We start from the raw sequence: 17,791 nt of genomic DNA, 5'->3' as shown, positions 1-17,791 counted from the left end.
GACACTTCGCGACACAACGAGTTGATGTCCCTGGAGCAGTGGCGTGCCTTGGGGGAGGACACGTCCGTGCGGTCAGAACTTCAGGAGGGGGTCCTGATCGTGTCGCCGAGTCCAACGGCGAGACATCAACGCGCGATCATGCGTCTCGGTGTCGACCTGCATGCGGTCCTTCCAGCCGAATGCGACCTAATACCCGAAGTGGACGTCGTCCTGGACTACGCGTTTCCGTCCACCGCCCGTCGACCGGACCTTGTCCTCACACGGCGGGCGACCGGGCCTCTCGTCGCGCGTGACGTGGTTCTCGTCGTCGAGATCCTATCCCCCGGTACTCGACGCGTCGACCTCGTCCTCAAGCGATTCGAGTACGCGGAGGCCGGGATCGCGAACTACTGGATCATCGACCTCGAGGGAACACCTCGCCTGGAAGCACTCACCCTGGTCGACGGCAGCTACGTCGGAGACTGGGTCAGCGGAACCCACACCTCCGACGCCCCGTTCCCGGTGACGATAGACCTCGACGCCCTCGCCTGACCCTGTGGACGACGCGCTGGCCCGGGCCGACAGCCGAGCCTAGAATCGGCCTCATGACCCTGGCTTCACGACACCTCGAACGGATGTCCCTGGAGCAGTGGCGTGCCTTGGGGGAGGACACGTCGGTGCGGTCAGAGCTCGTCGAGGGGGTCCTGATCGTGTCACCGAAACCGCGGAGGGCCCATCAGCGCGCGGCAGGACGGATCTTCAGTCGACTCGTCCAATCCTGTCCGCCCGGCCTCGAAGTCCTCGGGGAGGTCGATGTCACCATCGACGTCCGGCACCGGGCGACCGTGCGGGCACCGGACATCGTCGTCGCCGTCGAGGGCGATGCGGAGCTTCGCGCAGCCGATGTCGTCCTCGTCGTCGAGGTCCTCTCCCCCGGCAGCCGGACCACAGACCTGGTCGCCAAACGGCATGAATACGCGAAGGCCGGGATCGCGAACTACTGGATCGTCGACCTCGAGGGGACACCTCGCCTGGAGGCGCTCACCCTGGTCGACGGCAGCTACGTCGGCGAGTGGGTCACTGGCGTCCACACGTCCGACGTCCCGTTCGCGGTGACGGTCGACCTCGACGCGCTCAGGTGACCCGCCTCGACTGCGCTCGGGGAACGGAGGTGCGCGCGCGGGGAACAAAGGCGTCCCCGGGGGTCAGCCCTTCATCGCGACGCCGTGGCGCCAGTAGCCCATGAAGGCGACCTGGGAACGGTGGACACCGAGTTCTTTCACGAGGTGCCGACGGATTCCGGTGACGACCTTGCTCTCCCCCGCGATCCAGAAGTAGCGATCGGACGGTTCTGCGACGTCAGCGATCTCCTCGCCCAGTCCGGAGAAGTCCGGCGTCTCCCAGACCAGCGACTCCTCGTCGGGAGCGTCGACCGAATCCGCGGTCGAACCGGCGGTGCTCGCGTCGAGGTGTTCGAGGACGGCGGGACGCAGACGTTCCCCGTGGACCGCGCCATCGCGCGGCAGCCAATGAACGGCCACACCTGAGGGTGCGGCGAAGGGCAGGATGTCGGCTTCGGTGGGCACTTCGATGAACGCGTCGCCACGCAGGTCGGACGGTGCGTCTTCGAGGATCCTGGCGATCGCGGGTGCGGCTGTCTCATCACCCGCGAGGAGAACCGATTCGGCGCCACCCGGGGCGTACTCGATTCCGCCGCCGTCGGTGCGTCCGCGGCGCGGACCCATCAGGAGCACCGTGTCGCCGCGCTGCGCACGGGACGCCCACGTCGCCGCCGGACCGGTCAGGCCGGGCTCGAGGTGCAGGACGAAATCTACGACGAGCTTCGTAGTTCCGTTGTCGTCGACCACCACGTCGCGGATCGAGTACGTGCGCATCGAACCGCGCTGGTCTTCGGGGACGTCGAGCCACTGCTGATACCAGTCGTCGCCGCCTGCCAAGTCGGGCAGGACTCCGGACGCGGGCGGGAAGATGATCTTCATCCGCTGGTCGAACGTGTTGCCCGGGGTCGCCATCTGATCGACGTCCGCCCCCGTGAAGGTGATGCGTACGAAGTTCGGCGATACCGGTTCGACGACGTCGACGTCGGCGCGAGCTAGAACGAACGGGCTGGTGGTGTCAGCGGACATGGTGCCTTCCGATCGGCATGACGGCGGGTTTCCCCGAGACGGGGTCGGTGAGGATCTGACTCTTGAGCCCGAAGACGTCGCTGACCAGTTCGGACGTGACGACGTCTTCGGGTGTTCCATTGGAGTGGATCCGGCCGGACTGCATTGCGATCAGCCGATCCGAGTAACGAGCCGCGAGGTTCAGGTCGTGCAGCACCATCACGATCGTGGTGCCACGCGCCTCGCGCAGGTCGGTGAGGAGGTCGAGGACCTCCACCTGGTGGGCGACGTCGAGGAATGTCGTGGGCTCGTCGAGCAACAGGATGTCGGTCTCCTGTGCGAGCGCCATCGCGATCCACACGCGCTGGCGCTGTCCACCGGACAGTTCGTCGACCGACCGGTCGGCGAGGTCGGCGATTCCCGTCGCGTCGAGGGCGTCGGCGACCGCCTCGTAGTCGTGAGCCGTCCACCGGGCGAGTGCCCGCTGGTGCGGGTGCCTGCCACGTCCGACCAGGTCGGCGACCGTGATGCCCTCGGGCGCGACGGGACTCTGCGGCAGCAGACCGAGCACCCGAGCGACGTCGCGCGAGCGCTGCGACGAGATGTCCTTGCCGTCCAGAATCACCTGGCCCGACGTCGGGCCGAGCAGTCGTGCGAGTGCCCGCAGCAGCGTCGACTTCCCGCAACCGTTGGCCCCGACGATCGACGTGATCAGGCCGGGCGGCACTTCGAGGTCCAAGGCGTCGACGATCACCCGATCGCCGTACGACAGCCGGATCTTCTCGGCGTGCAATGAGTGGTGAGCGGTCACAGAGTTCCTCCCGACCGGTTGACACGGATGAGCAGATAGATCAGGAACGGGGCGCCGAGCACACCCGTCACGACGCCGACCGGGTAACGGTGCGGCAGCGCGAACTGACCGATGAGGTCGGCGGACATCACGAGGATCGCACCGACGAGCCCGGACGGGACGAGCATCGATCCGCCGGCGCGAGTCATCAATCGCCCGGCGATCGGCCCCGACATGAATGCGACGAACGAGATCGGTCCGGCTCCGGCCGTGGCGAACGCGAGCAGGATCACCGCACCGAGGATGTACAGGAGCCGGGTGCGTTCGACGTGAACGCCGAGCCCCGCCGAGGTGTCGTCGCCGAGCGCGAGGGAGTTCATGTCTCGCGACCGGTAGAGCATCAGCGGCGTGACGACGGCGACGATGACGGCGAGCGGAACGACTCGGTCCCATGACGGCTCACCGAGGCTGCCGGTGAGCCAGCGCAACGCCACCGCGATGTCCCACTCGGACGCGCGCGCCAAGGTGTACGACACGATGCTGGTGAGCATCGAAGCGAGGCCGATGCCGATCAGGATGAGTCGCGTGGCTGCGAAACCGCCGTTCATCGACAGTCCGTAGACCGCCGCCGCGGCTGCGACCGCTCCGATTAACGCCACCATGGACACCGAGGTACCGGTGAGACCGAAGACGACGATGCCGACGACTGCCGCCGCCGACGCGCCCCACGAAATGCCGATGATGTCCGGTGAGGCGAGTGGATTGCGGAGCAGAGTCTGGAACGTCACGCCGGCGAAACCGAACGCGAAACCAGACAAGGCAGCGAGGCACGCGCGCGGCAGCCGGAGCTCGCCGACGGTGAACGTCGCGCCGCGCACATTTTCCCCGAACATCACGCGGATCACCGTGTCCAAGGGATAGAACTTCAAGCCCACCATGAGCGACACGAAGAAGAGAACGACGCACAGGGCTGCGAGCACTGCCAGGATCGTGATCCGACGGCGCCCGCGCGACCGACGTCCGGCGAGAACGGACTGGATCGTCGTCGTCATAGTTCACGCACCTTCTGTCGACGGACGATCCAGATGAAGAACGGCGCGCCGATGATCGCCGTGACGACGCCGACGTCGACTTCTTCTGGCCGTGCGATCACGCGTCCCACCACGTCGGACAGGACGAGAAGCGATGCGCCGACGAGAGCGGTGAACGGCAGCAGCCACCGATGATCGGTGCCGATGATCGCACGGCACGCGTGCGGCACCAGCAGACCCACGAAGCCGATCGGCCCCGCGATCGCGGTCGCCGCGCCCGCAAGGACAACGGCGGCGACGCCCGTGAGCAGTCGAGTGCGAGCAACGTTCTCACCGAGCCCGGTCGCCACATCGTCACCGAGGGCGAGCGAGTTCATGCCTCGCGCACACGCGAACGTGATGAGCACTCCGACACCCAGCACCGGGGCGAGGGCAGCTATGCGGTCCCACTCGGCACCGCCGACACCGCCGACCTGCCAGCGCTGGAACTTCGACATCACGTCCACACGCGGGAGCAGCACGGCGCTGATCAAGCAGGTGATCGCAGCGGCCGTCGCCGCACCGGACAGTGCGAGCTTCAACGGCGTCGGACCGCCGCGACCCATCGAACCGACCGCGTACACGAACAGCGCGGTCAGGGCTGCACCGATGATCGCGGCTCCGATGAACGAGTACGGGTCGGTGAGTCCGAAGAAGACCAACCCGACCACCACTGCGAGCGACGCGCCACCGGAGATCCCGAGGATCGCCGGGTCGGCGACCGGGTTACGAGTCACCGCTTGCATGCCGGCGCCCGACAGCGCGAGCGCCGCGCCGACCAGGATCGCCAGCACAGTCCGCGGCACTCGCTTGACGATCGCCGCCTCGCCGAACGAGTCGGCGGACCCGAACAGCGCATTGCCGATCTCGTCGAGCGACACCTCTCGGTTGCCGAACGCGATCGACACGCAGAACAGGACCGCCAGGACGGCGAGCGCTATGAGCAGGAACGCGATCCGCCCGGTCACCCGGGTGCGTGTCACTTGAGTGACGCCGCCATCAGATCGAAGTACTTCGCGGCGCCCCACGGAATCGACAGCGGCGAGGGGTTCGACGCTGCGGCCAACGGGGTGGAGTCCTGCAGGATTGCGACATGACCGGCCTTGATCGCCGGGATCTTGCCGAGCAGCGGGTCGGCCTGCAGCCGAGCGAGGGTGCTGTCGTCACCGTAGGTGATGATCAGACCGACGTCGTTGAACTGGTCGGCCTGCTCAGCGCTGACGTCGACGTAGAACTTGTCGGTCTCCGACGACGAACGCTCGACAACCGACGGAACGGGCAGGCCCGCAGTCTTGAGGAACTCGGCGCGCGGATCGTTCAGCGTGTAGTAGCCGATCTTGCTCAGGTCAGTCGGCTCCAGGTACGCGAACATGGTCTTGGTCGTCTTCAGCTGGGGATGCGCAGAGACGGCAGCGTTCACCTGTGCGGTGAGGTCCGCGATCAGCTTCTGGCCGTCGCCCTCACGACCCATCGCCTTCGAGTTGAGCGCGATTGTCTCCTCCCACGTGGTGCCCCACGGGATCTTCGGGTAGGCGACGACCGGTGCGATCTTGCTGAGCTTGTCGTACTGGTCTTTGGTGATTCCGGAGTACGCGGCGAGGATCACGTCCGGTTCGGTCGCTGCGACAGCCTCGAAGTCGGGGCCATCTGTCTCGTCGTACATCGTCGGAGTCTCAGCACCGAGTTCTTTGAGCTTGTCTTCGACCCACGGCAGAACGCCGTTGTTGTTGTCGTCTCCCCAGGTGGCCTTCGCCATGCCGACCGGAACCACGCCGAGCGCCAGGGGAACCTCCTGGTTCGACCAGCCGACGGTCGCGATGCGGTCTGCCGACTCGATGGTCGTCGAGCCGAGAGCGTGGGAGACGGTGATCGGGAAGCCTTCACCGGACGGTCCGGCGGTCGTGTCGTCGGACGACGAGGAACAAGCGGTGACAGTCACCGCGAGCGCAGCTGCGGTGAGCAGCGCCAAGAGTCGGGTCTTGCGCATGATCGGGGGCCTTTCACAAATGGAGCCGTACAAGAATCTTGGGTAGCCTGCCCTAACATATCAGCCGCCCAGATACTCCCCGCAGAACGCCGGTATCGAACGCCCCGCCCGCTGTATTGTCTAGCCGGACACACACCAAGTGTTCACTACGTCACAGGTGAGGAACGGGCGAGATCCGCATGATGAAATTCCTACAGAACCTCGGCAAATCAATCATGCTGCCAGTTGCAGTACTGCCGGTTGCCGCGATCCTCGTCGGTATATCCAACTGGATAATCGGCGCGAACGACGGGCAGGCGAACGTCGTCACATCGTTCCTGCAGACGGCCGGGTTGGCGATCATCGCCAACATGCCGATTCTGTTCGCCGTCGGTGTGTCCATCGGCATGGCGAAGAAGTCGGACGGCACGTCCGCGCTCGCCGGCCTGGTGTCATGGCTGATCATCACCAGCCTGCTCGCCCCGACCTCGGTGATGACCCTGTTGAACACGGGATTCGCGGACTCCGAACTCAACCCCGATTCGAAGCTCGGCGCAGGCCAGCAGGTGGCCGAAGTCGGCGGGAAGCTGGTCCTGCAGTCGCCCGACGTCAACGCGGCGTTTGCGCCCGGGTCGTTCCAGAACGCCTTCATCGGCATCCTGTGCGGCGTGATCGGCGCGCTCTGCTACAACCGCTTCAAGGACACCAAACTCCCCGACGCATTGTCGTTCTTCTCGGGCCGCCGCTCGGTCGCGATCGTCACCGCTGGCGTCTCCCTGATCGTCGGACTGATCCTGCTGTTCGTCTGGCCGTTCGTGTACACCGGCCTGGTCAACTTCGGCGAGTGGATCGTTGGACTCGGCGCGTTCGGCTCGGGCGTCTACGGCTTCTTCAACCGACTGCTCATCCCGTTCGGCCTGCACCACGCCCTGAACTCGGTGTTCTGGTTCGACGTCGCGGGCATCAACGATCTGTCGAACTTCGCGGCGGGCGACAAGGGCGAGGGCGTCTTCGGCGTCACCGGCCAGTACATGACCGGCTTCTTCCCGATCATGATGTTCGGTCTGCCCGGCGCCGCACTCGCCATGTACGTGACGGCGAAGACCAAGCGCAAGAAGATCGCCTACGGCATCCTGCTGTCGGGTGCGGTGGCGTCGTTCTTCGTCGGCGTGACCGAACCGCTCGAGTTCGCATTCATGTTCCTCGCACCGTTCCTGTTCCTGATCCACGCGGTGTTCATGGGCATCTCGATGGCGATCAGCCAGCTGTTGCCGGTCCGCATGGGCTTCGGCTTCTCGGGCGGCTTCGTCGACCTGGTGCTCAACTGGACCAACCCCATGGCCGAGAACCCGTGGATCATCCTGATCATGGGCCCGATCTGGTTCCTGATCTACTTCTTCGTCTTCCGCTGGGTGATCCTGAAGTTCCAGCTCAAGACCCCCGGTCGTGAAGACGACGACGAGGTGGAGGGCGAGGACGGCGACTCGTCCGCAGGATTCGTCGGCACTGCGGCCAAGTTCATCGACGCGCTCGGCGGCAAGGCCAACATCACCGAGCTCGACAACTGCGCGACCCGCCTCCGGATGGAGATCGCCGACACCTCGGTCATCGACGAACCAGCGCTCAAGCGCGCCGGCGCGGCCGGAACCATCAAGCCCGGCGGCAACTCCGTCCAAGTGATCTACGGTCTCAACGTCCAGTTCGTGAAGGACGCGATGGAGAAGATCATGGCCGGTCAGATCGACGCTCCGGACGCCGCGGACGTCCCTGACGCCGTTCCGGACGCGACTGTCGACTCCGGCCCGGTCGCCACCCTCGAGAAGACCGCGACCGTCACCCTGAAGCGTCCGCTGCAGGGCTACGCGATCGCACTGTCGGAGGTCCCCGACAAGACGTTCTCATCGGGAATGATGGGCCCGGGCGCGGCGATCGTCCCGACGTCGGGAGAGGTCACAGCCCCCGCGGACGCCACCGTCGTCACGGTCTTCCCGACCGGACACGCCATCGGCCTCAAGCTGACCGACGGCACCGAAGTCCTCATCCACGTCGGCCTGGACACCGTGAAGATGAAGGGCGACGGCTTCGAGCCGCTCGTCAAGGCGGGCGACACCGTCACCGAGGGCCAGGCGCTGCTCAATGTCGATCTCGCGAAGATCGAAGCCGCCGGTTACCCGACGGTGACGCCCGTCGTGGTGATGAACGACAAGTCGGCGGTTGTCGAACTCCTCTGATCCACTACCGTTGACCTCATGTACGTGAAGGTCTGCGGACTCACCGATCCCGACACCGTCGACGTCGCCGTCGAGGCCGGCGCCGACGCTGTCGGAGTGGTGATGAACCGGACGAGTTCACGTGCCGTGGACGCAGAGACTGCCCGCTCGATCGTCGATCGAGCGGGCAGTCTGCTGGACACGGTGCTCGTGGTCAACGACATGCCCGCGGCCGACGCCGCACGCATCGCCTCCGACCTCGGGTTCACCGTCCTGCAGTTGCACGGCGCCTACACCCGGGCCGACTTCGACGCCGCCGCCGCGATCTTTCCTCGCCTCTGGCGGGCGACGTCGCTCGCCGACGACCCGCCGTTGGAGGTCGGGGCGTACGGCGAGGATGCTCTGCTGCTGGACGCACCGAAGCCGGGCTCGGGCGAGACCTGGGACCTGACTGTTCTCACCGACCGCGCAGTGTCCGGAACCTGGCTCCTCGCCGGCGGGTTGACCGGCGACAACGTCGCCGCCGCGATCAAGCGGTCTCACCCGTGGGGAGTCGACACCTCGAGCGGCGTCGAGGCCTCGCCCGGCGTCAAAGACCACGCCAAGGTCCGCGCTTTCATCGCCGCGGCGAAGGCCGCTTCGTAAGATCCGGCCCGCTTCGAGTCCGCTTAGGGCGCGACGAGTGCTGCCACGTCGTCGGCGACCGACCGTCCGCCAATCGGCCGAATCGTGTGCGCGCTCACACCCGAGTCGCGGTGCGCGTCGTCGAGCCAGCGGGTGAAGGCGCCCACGGCCCCGGCGGCGACCTCGGCCGGCAGGTCGCCCGCGGGCGGGACCACGACAAGAAGCCCGTCGCTGCCGTCGGCCGCCCATCGAGGCGCCAGGTCACGAGCCGCACGAACGTGCGCCATCACGGCGTCCGCCCACATGTCGCTCCACGCGTCGTCGGACGTTTCAAGTCCCTGACCTGCGGCGGATCCGGAGGTCCCGATCCACACGTCGACCCCACCGAGCCACTCCACTGCGATGTCGACGAGGTCGGCGTCGCCCGGCGCCGCGATGGCCCCGATCTGGTGCGCGAGTTCGTGGAGCGCCACCGGATCGAGGTCGTTGATGAGCACGCGGTGCCCGTCTGCGGCCATCCCGCGTCGCAATGTCTCGGCCGATCTCCGATGCCGCTCCGGTGACGACGATCCGTCGCTCACCGCGGTCTGCAGTCATGTCTTTCATCCCTTCTGAGGTATCATCTTCTAGAAATAAGCGATCGCTTATTTCCACTGTGCCAGAAGGGAGCGGATATGTCATCCAAATCTGACCTGACGCGTCAGCGCCTCCTCGACGGCGCGATGGCATCGTTCGCCGACCACGGCTTCCACGGCACGAGCACCCGACACATCGCGGCGGCCGCGGGCATGAGTCCGGCCGCGGTGTACGTGCACTACTCCTCCAAGGAGGAACTGCTCTACGAGATCAGCCGAAAGGGCCACCGCGAACTCCTCGAGATCGTGCAGGCCGCGGCCGCTCTCGACGCCGATGCGACGACACGACTGCGGACCCTGGTCCGGGATTTCATCGTCTACCACGCTCAGAACCACGCGAGCTCACGCGTCGTGAACTACGAGTTCACCCGTCTCGAACCCGACCATCTCGCCGAGATCGTCGAGATGCGCGTCGGCATCGACGTCGCCATCACAGCGGTCCTCGACGCAGGCGTCGCCGAAGGCGCGTTCACGATCGGCGACATTCCCATGACCACCACCGCGGTCGCCTCCCTGGCCGTCGACGTGTCGCGGTGGTTCCGCGACGGTCGATCCTGGAGCCCGCAAGCGGTCGGCGACTACTTCGCCGACCTCTCCCTGCGCATGGTGGGCGCAGCCTGACCCGACATCAGTTCCAGTCGACACAATGAAGGAGGCGGCGATGCGCCGCGAGATCTACAACGAAGACCACGAAGCGTTCCGCGAGACCGTTCGCGCTTTCATCGAGACCCAGATCGTGCCCGTGTACGACGAGTGGCTCGAGAACGGCATCGTCCCGCGCGACTTCTACCTCAAGGTGGGCGAGCTCGGCCTCTTCGGCATCGAGGTCCCGGAGGAGTACGGCGGCGCAGGCATCGACTCGTACAAGTTCGAGGCCGTCGTCACCGAGGAGATGGCGCGCGCGGGCGTCAGCCTCGGCGGCAGTGCAGCGCACATCCCGCTGTGCCTCCCCTACCTGCTCAAGCACGCGAACGAGGAGCAGAAGCAGCGTTGGCTCCCCGGCATGGCGTCCGGTGAGACGATGTTCGCCATCGCCATGACCGAGCCGGGCACCGGTTCGGACCTCGCAGGCATGCGCACCACCGCCAAGCTCACCGACGACGGCACCCACTACGTCCTCAACGGCGCGAAGACCTTCATCACCGGCGGCGTCAACGCCGATCGCGTGATCGTGTGTGCCCGCACCTCGGCGCCGAGCGAGTCGGACCGCCGCTTCGGCATCACCCTGCTCGTGGTCGACACCAAGACCAAGGGCTTCGAGATCGGCCGCAAGCTCGACAAGCTGGGCCTGCGCACCTCGGACACCGCCGAACTCGCCTTCACAGACGTGCTGGTTCCGGTCGAGGACCTCCTCGGCGAGGAGAACCAGGGCTTCTACTACCTGGGACAGCACCTCCCCCGCGAGCGCCTCTCGATCGCCGTCGGCGCGTACGCGCAGGCAGTGGCGGCGATCCGTTTCGCGAAGGACTACACACTCGAGCGCAACGTGTTCGGCAAGCCGGTCGCGGCGTTCCAGAACACCAAGTTCGAGCTCGCCGCATGCCAGGCGCAGGCGGACGCGATGGAGGCTGTCGTCGACCGCGCTCTCGAGGCGTACGACCGCAAGGAACTGTCTGCAGCGGACGCCGCGTCGGCCAAGCTGTTCTGCACCGAGGCCGCCGCCGACATCATCGATCGTTGCCTCCAGCTGCACGGCGGCTACGGCTACATGAACGAGTACCCGATCGCGCGCCTGTACGCGGACAACCGCGTCAACCGCATCTACGGCGGAACGAGCGAGGTCATGCGCTCGATCATCGCCAAGAACATGGGCTTGTAACCACAGGTCACCAGCCTGAGAGAGCGGCGCAGACCGCTTTCGGGCAGACTTGGAGGGCGTGAGCCACCGACTACCGGACCCAGATCCGCAGCCGGAGGTCTCACACCCTCCTCATGCGCCCGTCGACCACGGTCATCATCACCATCATTCGCACGGCGGAGACATCCCCGGCACCCTCACACGGTTCGCCAAACCCGCCGTCATCGTGGTCCTCGCCGCAGCGGCCGTGTTCGTGGCCGTCGGAGTGTTCTTGACGTGGCCGTCGAACGCCGCTCATCCGATACCGATGCAGTACAAATCGTCGGACGGCGGAGCACTCCAGGTGTACGAGGCCACCGTCGTCGCGACAACCCGCACCGACTGCTCGATGATCGACGCCGGTGTCCCGACGGCCGACTTCCCGCAGATCCCGACCACGGGAGGTCCGTGCATCGCGACCGTGCTGGCATTGAAATCGGGTCCAGACGAAGGCCGGTACACGGTCTTGTCGATCCCGACGAACAAGGCCCAGTCCGGCACCGGCCCCGACTCCGCGGACATGTCCGTCGGCGCGCCCGACGACCCGCAGCCCGGTCAGCCCCGCCTCGTCGTCGACGACTCGATCAAGGTCAGCGCAATGCCCGACCAGAGCGCCGAGTCGTCGACGGCTTCGCTGCGCTACGCGTTCTACGACTTCGCTCGCGGCACCCCGCTGATCTTCTGGGCGATCGCCTTCGTCCTCGCAGTCGTGGTGGTGGCCACCTGGCGCGGCCTGCGCGCCATCCTCGGCTTGGCCATCGCCTTCGCGGTTCTCGGCTTCTTCACCCTGCCGTCGATCTTGGACGGCAACGACGTGGTGATCGTCGCGATCGTGTCCGCCGCGGCCATCCTGTTCGCCGTCCTCTATCTCGCTCACGGCGTCAACCTGCGGACCAGTGCGGCACTTGTCGGAACTCTGTTGTCGCTGGTGGTCGCGGGCCTGCTGAGCAATGCCGCGATCTCGACCCTGTCGCTCACCGGACTGTCGGCGTCGTCGACGACGAGTCTGCAGATGTACCAGGGCACGATCTCCCTCCAGGGCCTTCTGCTCGCGGGCTTTGTGATCGGCACCCTGGGTGTGCTGAACGACGTGACGATCACCCAGGCATCGGCCACCTTCGAGTTGGCGGCGATGCCGAATCAGACGCGGCTGGGCGCATTCCGTGCAGCGATGCGCGTCGGCCGCGACCACATCGCGAGCACCGTGTACACGCTGGTGTTCGCCTACGCGGGCAGCGCACTCCCCCTGCTCCTGCTGTTCTCCGTGGCGGGACAACCGGTGTCGTCGCTGCTGAGCTCGGAGGAGGTCGCCATCGAACTCGCACGCGCATTCGTCGGCGGCATCGCCCTCGCCCTGTCGGTGCCGTTGACCACCGCGGTCGCCGCGGCCTTGGTGGTCCCGGGCGGCAAGGCGACGGACGTCACGTCCGCCTGAGGTTGCGGCGAAACTGTTACTGACTAACAATCGTTAGCATGTCATCGATTCTCTTCCGCCTCGGGCGGTTCTCCTTCCGGCACAAGTGGTGGGTGATCGTCGCGTGGATCGCCGCGCTCGTGATCACCGGATCGCTGGTCAACGCCATGCAGCCGAAGTTCTCCAAGGACTTCGAATTGCCCGGCACCGACGGCGGCACCGCCATGACGCAGTTGGAGGAGTACTTCCCCGCTGCCAACAAGGCGCAGTCCCAGGCGTCGACGACGGTCGTGATCGGCGCCGAGGACGGCCTCGCCGCCCACACCGCCGAGATCGACAAGCTCGTCACCGGCCTGCAGGGACTCCCCAAGGCCACCAAGGACGCCATCGTCAACCCGGTGACCGCCGCGGCCGCGGCCCCGCAGATGGCGTCGGCGGTTCTCGGTGACGAGGGCCGCGTCGGCCTAATCACCGTCCCGCAGGCCATCGACCTGATGGACGTCAAACTCGAATCGAAGACAGAACTCCTCGACGTCCTCGAGAAACACCGGGTGAACGGCCTGCAGGTCGAGGCCACCGGCGGCGTCATGAGCGCAAAGGAACGGGGTGGGGCGGCCGAGATGATCGGCTTCGCCATCGCCTTCGTCATCATGATCGTCGCATTCGGCGCGCTGATCGCCGCGTTCATTCCGCTCGTCACCGGCATCGTCGGAGTCGGCCTCACGATGATGCTGGTGACCCTGTCGGCCGAGTGGATCTCGGTGAATCAGTCCGCGACCGGCATCATCACGATGCTCGGCATCGCAGTCTCCATCGACTACGCGCTGTTCATCGTGTCCCGCTACCGATCGGAGATCAATCGCGGCGGCTCTCGTGAAGACGCGGCAGGCAGAGCGGTCGGCACGGCCGGCACCGCGGTCGTCTTCGCCGGACTGACGGTCGTCATCGCGGTCGCTGCGCTCATGGTGATCGGCCTGCCGTTCATCACCCAGATGGGTCTCGGCGCCGCCCTCGCGATCATCGTCGCCGTTCTGGCCGCCCTGACGTTCATCCCGGCCCTGCTCGGAGCCTTCGGTCGCTTCGCCTTCAGTCCGCGCATCCCGTGGCTGCGTCACGGCGACGCCGACGAGTCGACCGAGACGTTCGGCGTCAAGTTCGGTTCGATGGTCGTCAAGCGTCCCGTCGTGTTCATCGTCGCCGGCCTCGCGATCCTGATCGCCGCCGCCCTGCCAATCAAGGGCATGCAGATCGGCATGGACACCACCACCGACGACGAGGTGGCCGCTCAGGAACTCGTCGCCAAGGGCTTCGGTGAAGGCGTCGCCGGACCGCTCGTTGCTGTCATGCACACCGACAACGGCACCATCGACGCCGCAGCGAACGCCGCCGTCACCCAGATCGCGAAACTGCCCGGCGTCGCATCGCCCGACGCCCTGATGTGGATGGGCAACGGCACCACCGATCCGAAGAACCCGAATGTCGGCGCGAACTCGGCGATCATCCAGATCGTTCCGAAGACCGCACCGTCGGCCCCGGAGACCCACGACCTGGTGGAGGACATCCGCGGCATCGCCGGAGACATCGAGAAGCAGGGCGCGTCGATCCACGTCGGCGGTCAGACGGCCATCATGTCCGATCTGTCGGCCAAGCTCGACAAGGCCCTCATCCCGTACCTCGTGGTGGTGGTCGGACTCGCGTTCCTGATCATGATCGGCGTGTTCCGTTCCCTGTGGGTGCCGTTGATCGGCACCGTCGGCTTCCTCTTCTCGGTGCTCGCCACCTTCGGCATCACCACGTGGATCTTCACCGACGGCGCTCTCGGCATGATCGATCACACCAAGCCGATCATCGCGTTCCTGCCGATCTTCCTGATCGGTGTGGTCTTCGGTCTCGCGATGGATTACCAGGTGTTCCTGGTGACCCGCATGCGTGAGGAGTACATGCACGGGATGTCCGCGAAGGAGGCCATCGTCGCCGGTTACCGTCACGGTTCCCGCGTCGTCACCTCGGCCGCGATCATCATGATCAGCGTGTTCGCCGCGTTCATGCTGGCACCGGACACCACCGCGAAGATGATGGGCTTCGCCCTCGCGATCGCAGTGTTCTTCGACGCCTTCATCATCCGCATGATCGTCGTCCCGGCCGTGATCTCCCTCCTCGGCGACCGTGCATGGGGTCTGCCGAAGTGGCTCGACAAGCTTGTCGTCGACTTCGACATCGAAGGCAGCAAGGTGCGCGATCGTGGCATCGACGAGACCACCGAGACGCTGGTGGCCGACGCAGAGGCGCTCGAGGCGAAGTAGCCATGTCGACCGAGAGCTCCACCCAGACCGCGGCCCCGGGGACTCCCCCGGGGCCGCGGCCCGGTCTGCGGGAACGCAACAAAGCGCGCACCCGGAACGCGATCCGCACCGCCGCGATGGACCTGTTCGAGCGGCAGGGATACACCGCGACCACGGTGGCCCAGATCGCCGACGCCGCGGACGTCTCGCACACGACCTTCTTCCGGTACTTCCAGAGCAAAGAACAGGTGGTCCTGAAAGACGACCTCGACGACGAGCGCCGGACTGCGATGTTCTCCGGGATCGAGCCGGGTCTCAGTCGCTTCGACCTCCTTCGGCGCATGGTGTCGGACATGTTCGCGATCGCCGCGGAGGACGAATGGGCGTCGAACATGGCTCGTTATCGTCTGATCCAAACGGAGCCGACACTGTTCGCAGCGCATCAGACCGAGTCGGACGCCGTCATCTCCGAGACGACTGGATTCATCGCCGAGTATCTCGGTGTCCGCCCAGACGACCTTCGACTGCGGGTTTTCATCGCCGCAGTGACGGGCGTCCTCTTCCATGTCGTCGACAACAGCGGCAACGGCGAGATCCCGACGCTCGAGGAGTGCATCGAGGCGATCGACCTGCTCGAGGCGAGCCTGCCAGTCTGATCCGATTAGTCTGTTCCACATGAGCAGCTCAGCCGATCGTTCCGGCACCGAACTCGGTCCCTACCGCCTCGTCCGACTCATCGGGCGAGGCGGGATGGGCGAGGTGTACGAGGCCGTCGACTCGGTCAAGGACCGCACCGTCGCTCTGAAACTGCTGCCGCCCCATCTCGCGGACGACGACCAGTTCCGTGCCCGGTTCCTTCGCGAATCACAGACGGTCGCCAGGCTCAACGACCCGCACGTCATCCCGATCCACGACTTCGGTGAGATCGACGGACTGCTGTACCTCGACATGCGCATCGTCCACGGCCGTGACCTGCGCAGTCTCATCAAAGACACACCGCTGCCCGCCGAACGGGCGGTCGCTCTCATCGCGCAGATCGCAGGCGCACTCGACGCGGCGCACGCGTCCGGGCTCCTGCACCGCGATGTGAAGCCGGAGAACATCCTCGTCGACAGCAACGACTTCGCCTACCTGGTCGACTTCGGGATCGCACAGTCGGCCGGCGCCACACGCTTCACCGCGACCGGATCGGCGATCGGGTCGTTCGCGTACATGGCCCCGGAACGGTTCAGTGACGACATCGCGCTCACCCCTGCCAGCGACGTCTACTCGCTGGCCTGTGTGCTGTTCGAGGCGGTCACCGGGGCGCCACCGTACCCGTCGACCAGCTACGAGAAGATCATCACCGGCCACTTGACCAGGCCCATTCCGCCGACCGGCACCGTCCTCGACCCGGTGATCGCGGCGGGAACCGCAAAGGACCCGACCCAGCGGATCGCCTCATGCGGGGAGTTCGCCGCCGCCGCGAAAGCCGCACTCGACGGCCGCCACACGCCGACCCTCGTCGCCCCGGTTCACGCACCGCAGCCCTCCCCCGCTATGCCGTATCACCAGGTCATGCATCCGACGCCCCCGCCCGCACCGGCGTCGAACGGCGCTCGTGTGGCTCTGATCGCCACTGCCGTCGCAGTAGTCGCCCTGATCGCGGGCGCCGGAGCCGTCTGGATGGCGATGAAGACCTCCGACACCGACCCGGTCGCCGCCTCGCCGACGAGCGTCACCGTGTCCACCACCACCATCTCGGCATCCACCGCGACCGCGACCGCCACCACGGTCACCGAGACCACCACCCGTCCGGCACCGACGCGGGGTTCGGGCGACCTCGGACTGTCGACGCCGATCACCGTCCCCGCATGCGACGGACAGAGCATTCTGATCGTGTACAACGCGACCACTCCCGGCCAGTACGAACAGGAGATCGGCGCCGCGCTCGCCGCGAACCCTGGCGCGAAGTACCTGCGCACGGACAACTCCTGCTCATCGATGCGCCAGGCGTACGACGACGGAAGCCCGATCTACGCCGTCTACTTCGAGGGCTCCTCCGTCGCCGCCACCTGCGCGAAGAAGGCGTCGTTCGGCGGCGCGTCGTATGCCCGCTTCCTCGACGACACGACTCCGGTCGGCACCGAGATCTGCTGAACCACGGCACAATGGAGCCCATGTGGGGCTTCATCGGCCAGTACTGGTGGCTCGTTTTCGTGTTCGGCGGATCGATCGGCGGTGCGATGCGCGCCGTCTCAGCCTGGAACGAACGGCGTGCCGAACGCAGTCTCGAGCGATACCGCATCAAGCAGGAGACGAGCGTCGCCCGCGCGGAGGCGGAGAGTCGAGGGCGGATCGACGCCGCCTCGGTGCAACGGGAGCTCGCATCGGCGGTCGCCGATCACAATGCCACCGACGAACGGTGGTTCGCCCATGAGACCGATCTCGCGACCCTGCTCGACTATCCGATGCTCGTCGACCTCCGCGAACCGCTGACGGAGAAGTTCCATCGCGCGCGGAGCCGCGCCGAACTCCTCCGGCCGCCTGCGGACGACTCCGCCGACCCGGCAGCGGTCCGCGCCTACCGCGACGCCGTGCACGACTACACGACGTCTCTCGATCTGGCCGAACAGGAGGCGAAACGCCGTCGACGGTCGGATTTCAGCCCTGTCGAGCAGGAACGGCTGGCCCGCGCCCAACGACTGCTCGCCCTGGCGATGGACGACGGCGCGTCACCGCAGGAACGCTGCCAAGCGTACGAGCGGGCCCGTACCGAGTTGGACGGCCTCATCCATCTTCCTGCCGCGGGGACCACAGCGTTGGAGACCAGAGTTCGCGCCGCATTGGAGTCGGGCACGGCCGAGTAGGCCACTCGG

The 17,791-nt window shown here is 66.4% G+C and carries 17 protein-coding genes; 11 read left to right on the top strand and 6 right to left on the bottom strand.

What is annotated here, in order from left to right; translation table 11 throughout:
- Positions 1–24: 24 nt before the first annotated feature.
- Together GM1_RS17515 and GM1_RS17510 are read left to right on the top strand one after the other, a co-directional pair.
- Entirely contained in the window at positions 25–531 is a 507-nt protein-coding gene (locus GM1_RS17515) for a Uma2 family endonuclease (protein ID WP_052005459.1), read from the top strand.
- Between the two features lie 53 nt (positions 532–584).
- Positions 585–1,121, top strand: coding sequence for a Uma2 family endonuclease (locus GM1_RS17510; RefSeq protein WP_008381042.1), 537 nt, complete (start codon positions 585–587; stop codon positions 1,119–1,121).
- 63 nt (positions 1,122–1,184) lie between these two features.
- Here the strand turns inward: GM1_RS17510 and GM1_RS17505 are convergent, their stop codons facing one another.
- The 5 genes from GM1_RS17505 to GM1_RS17485 are packed head-to-tail and all read right to left on the bottom strand — an operon-like array spanning position 1,185 to position 5,952.
- Positions 1,185–2,126 carry a siderophore-interacting protein gene (locus GM1_RS17505; protein WP_008381041.1) on the bottom strand — a complete coding sequence of 314 codons (942 nt, stop codon included), beginning with the start codon at positions 2,124–2,126 and terminating at the stop codon, positions 1,185–1,187.
- Entirely contained in the window at positions 2,116–2,916 is an 801-nt protein-coding gene (locus tag GM1_RS22790; RefSeq protein WP_008381040.1) for an ABC transporter ATP-binding protein, read from the bottom strand. The genes GM1_RS17505 and GM1_RS22790 overlap by 11 nt, the downstream gene beginning before the upstream one ends.
- Positions 2,913–3,947 carry a FecCD family ABC transporter permease gene (locus GM1_RS22785; RefSeq protein WP_008381038.1) on the bottom strand — a complete coding sequence of 345 codons (1,035 nt, stop codon included), beginning with the start codon at positions 3,945–3,947 and terminating at the stop codon, positions 2,913–2,915. The genes GM1_RS22790 and GM1_RS22785 overlap by 4 nt, the downstream gene beginning before the upstream one ends.
- Entirely contained in the window at positions 3,944–4,948 is a 1,005-nt protein-coding gene (locus GM1_RS17490) for a FecCD family ABC transporter permease (protein WP_008381037.1), read from the bottom strand. Before GM1_RS17490 ends, GM1_RS22785 begins: the two co-directional genes overlap by 4 nt.
- Positions 4,945–5,952, bottom strand: coding sequence for an iron-siderophore ABC transporter substrate-binding protein (locus GM1_RS17485; RefSeq protein WP_008381036.1), 1,008 nt, complete (start codon positions 5,950–5,952; stop codon positions 4,945–4,947). Before GM1_RS17485 ends, GM1_RS17490 begins: the two co-directional genes overlap by 4 nt.
- 179 nt (positions 5,953–6,131) lie before the next feature.
- Here GM1_RS17485 and nagE point away from each other — a divergent pair, with 179 nt between their 5' ends.
- Positions 6,132–8,162 carry an N-acetylglucosamine-specific PTS transporter subunit IIBC gene (gene nagE, locus GM1_RS17480; protein WP_008381034.1) on the top strand — a complete coding sequence of 677 codons (2,031 nt, stop codon included), beginning with the start codon at positions 6,132–6,134 and terminating at the stop codon, positions 8,160–8,162.
- An 18-nt stretch (positions 8,163–8,180) separates the two neighbouring features.
- A complete protein-coding gene (locus GM1_RS17475; protein ID WP_008381032.1) occupies positions 8,181–8,786 on the top strand; it encodes a phosphoribosylanthranilate isomerase in 606 nt (201 codons plus the stop codon).
- 23 nt (positions 8,787–8,809) lie between these two features.
- Here the strand turns inward: GM1_RS17475 and GM1_RS17470 are convergent, their stop codons facing one another.
- Positions 8,810–9,346: an SDR family oxidoreductase gene (locus GM1_RS17470; RefSeq protein WP_157436156.1), complete on the bottom strand. Its 537-nt coding sequence runs from the start codon at positions 9,344–9,346 to the stop codon at positions 8,810–8,812.
- A 93-nt stretch (positions 9,347–9,439) separates the two neighbouring features.
- Between GM1_RS17470 and GM1_RS17465 the strand changes: the two genes are divergently transcribed.
- Genes GM1_RS17465 through GM1_RS17435 form a run of 7 tightly spaced genes read left to right on the top strand, consistent with a single transcriptional unit; the run spans position 9,440 to position 17,782 of the window.
- Positions 9,440–10,021: a TetR/AcrR family transcriptional regulator gene (locus tag GM1_RS17465; RefSeq protein ID WP_008381029.1), complete on the top strand. Its 582-nt coding sequence runs from the start codon at positions 9,440–9,442 to the stop codon at positions 10,019–10,021.
- 40 nt (positions 10,022–10,061) lie between these two features.
- Positions 10,062–11,219, top strand: coding sequence for an acyl-CoA dehydrogenase family protein (locus GM1_RS17460; protein ID WP_008381027.1), 1,158 nt, complete (start codon positions 10,062–10,064; stop codon positions 11,217–11,219).
- 58 nt (positions 11,220–11,277) lie between these two features.
- Positions 11,278–12,672, top strand: a complete 1,395-nt coding sequence (locus GM1_RS17455; protein ID WP_008381025.1) for a YibE/F family protein — start codon at positions 11,278–11,280, stop codon at positions 12,670–12,672.
- Between the two features lie 38 nt (positions 12,673–12,710).
- Positions 12,711–14,954, top strand: coding sequence for an MMPL family transporter (locus GM1_RS17450; RefSeq protein WP_008381023.1), 2,244 nt, complete (start codon positions 12,711–12,713; stop codon positions 14,952–14,954).
- A 2-nt stretch (positions 14,955–14,956) separates the two neighbouring features.
- A complete protein-coding gene (locus tag GM1_RS17445; RefSeq protein WP_008381021.1) occupies positions 14,957–15,589 on the top strand; it encodes a TetR family transcriptional regulator in 633 nt (210 codons plus the stop codon).
- 19 nt (positions 15,590–15,608) lie between these two features.
- Positions 15,609–17,072: a serine/threonine-protein kinase gene (locus tag GM1_RS17440; RefSeq protein WP_008381019.1), complete on the top strand. Its 1,464-nt coding sequence runs from the start codon at positions 15,609–15,611 to the stop codon at positions 17,070–17,072.
- 11 nt (positions 17,073–17,083) lie between these two features.
- A complete protein-coding gene (locus GM1_RS17435) occupies positions 17,084–17,782 on the top strand; it encodes a hypothetical protein (RefSeq protein WP_040520573.1) in 699 nt (232 codons plus the stop codon).
- Positions 17,783–17,791 lie beyond the last annotated feature (9 nt).

It is taken from the genome of Gordonia malaquae NBRC 108250, from assembly GCF_000344135.1.
GTDB classification, from domain to species: domain Bacteria; phylum Actinomycetota; class Actinomycetes; order Mycobacteriales; family Mycobacteriaceae; genus Gordonia; species Gordonia malaquae.
The sequence above is the reverse complement of the archived record's forward strand: the minus strand, read 5'-3'. Positions and strand labels throughout refer to the sequence as shown.

What these genes read in the sequence shown, in the direction of transcription:
- GM1_RS17475 (WP_008381032.1), top strand. Translation starts at nt 8,181, where the DNA reads ATGTACGTGAAGGTCTGCGGACTCACCGATCCCGACACCGTCGACGTC.
- GM1_RS17435 (WP_040520573.1), top strand. Translation starts at nt 17,084, where the DNA reads ATGGAGCCCATGTGGGGCTTCATCGGCCAGTACTGGTGGCTCGTTTTC.
- nagE (WP_008381034.1), top strand. Translation starts at nt 6,132, where the DNA reads ATGATGAAATTCCTACAGAACCTCGGCAAATCAATCATGCTGCCAGTT.
- GM1_RS17505 (WP_008381041.1), bottom strand. Translation starts at nt 2,126, where the DNA reads ATGTCCGCTGACACCACCAGCCCGTTCGTTCTAGCTCGCGCCGACGTC.
- GM1_RS17450 (WP_008381023.1), top strand. Translation starts at nt 12,711, where the DNA reads ATGTCATCGATTCTCTTCCGCCTCGGGCGGTTCTCCTTCCGGCACAAG.
- GM1_RS17445 (WP_008381021.1), top strand. Translation starts at nt 14,957, where the DNA reads ATGTCGACCGAGAGCTCCACCCAGACCGCGGCCCCGGGGACTCCCCCG.
- GM1_RS17440 (WP_008381019.1), top strand. Translation starts at nt 15,609, where the DNA reads ATGAGCAGCTCAGCCGATCGTTCCGGCACCGAACTCGGTCCCTACCGC.
- GM1_RS17515 (WP_052005459.1), top strand. Translation starts at nt 25, where the DNA reads ATGTCCCTGGAGCAGTGGCGTGCCTTGGGGGAGGACACGTCCGTGCGG.
- GM1_RS22785 (WP_008381038.1), bottom strand. Translation starts at nt 3,947, where the DNA reads ATGACGACGACGATCCAGTCCGTTCTCGCCGGACGTCGGTCGCGCGGG.
- GM1_RS17460 (WP_008381027.1), top strand. Translation starts at nt 10,062, where the DNA reads ATGCGCCGCGAGATCTACAACGAAGACCACGAAGCGTTCCGCGAGACC.
- GM1_RS17485 (WP_008381036.1), bottom strand. Translation starts at nt 5,952, where the DNA reads ATGCGCAAGACCCGACTCTTGGCGCTGCTCACCGCAGCTGCGCTCGCG.
- GM1_RS17510 (WP_008381042.1), top strand. Translation starts at nt 585, where the DNA reads ATGACCCTGGCTTCACGACACCTCGAACGGATGTCCCTGGAGCAGTGG.
- GM1_RS17465 (WP_008381029.1), top strand. Translation starts at nt 9,440, where the DNA reads ATGTCATCCAAATCTGACCTGACGCGTCAGCGCCTCCTCGACGGCGCG.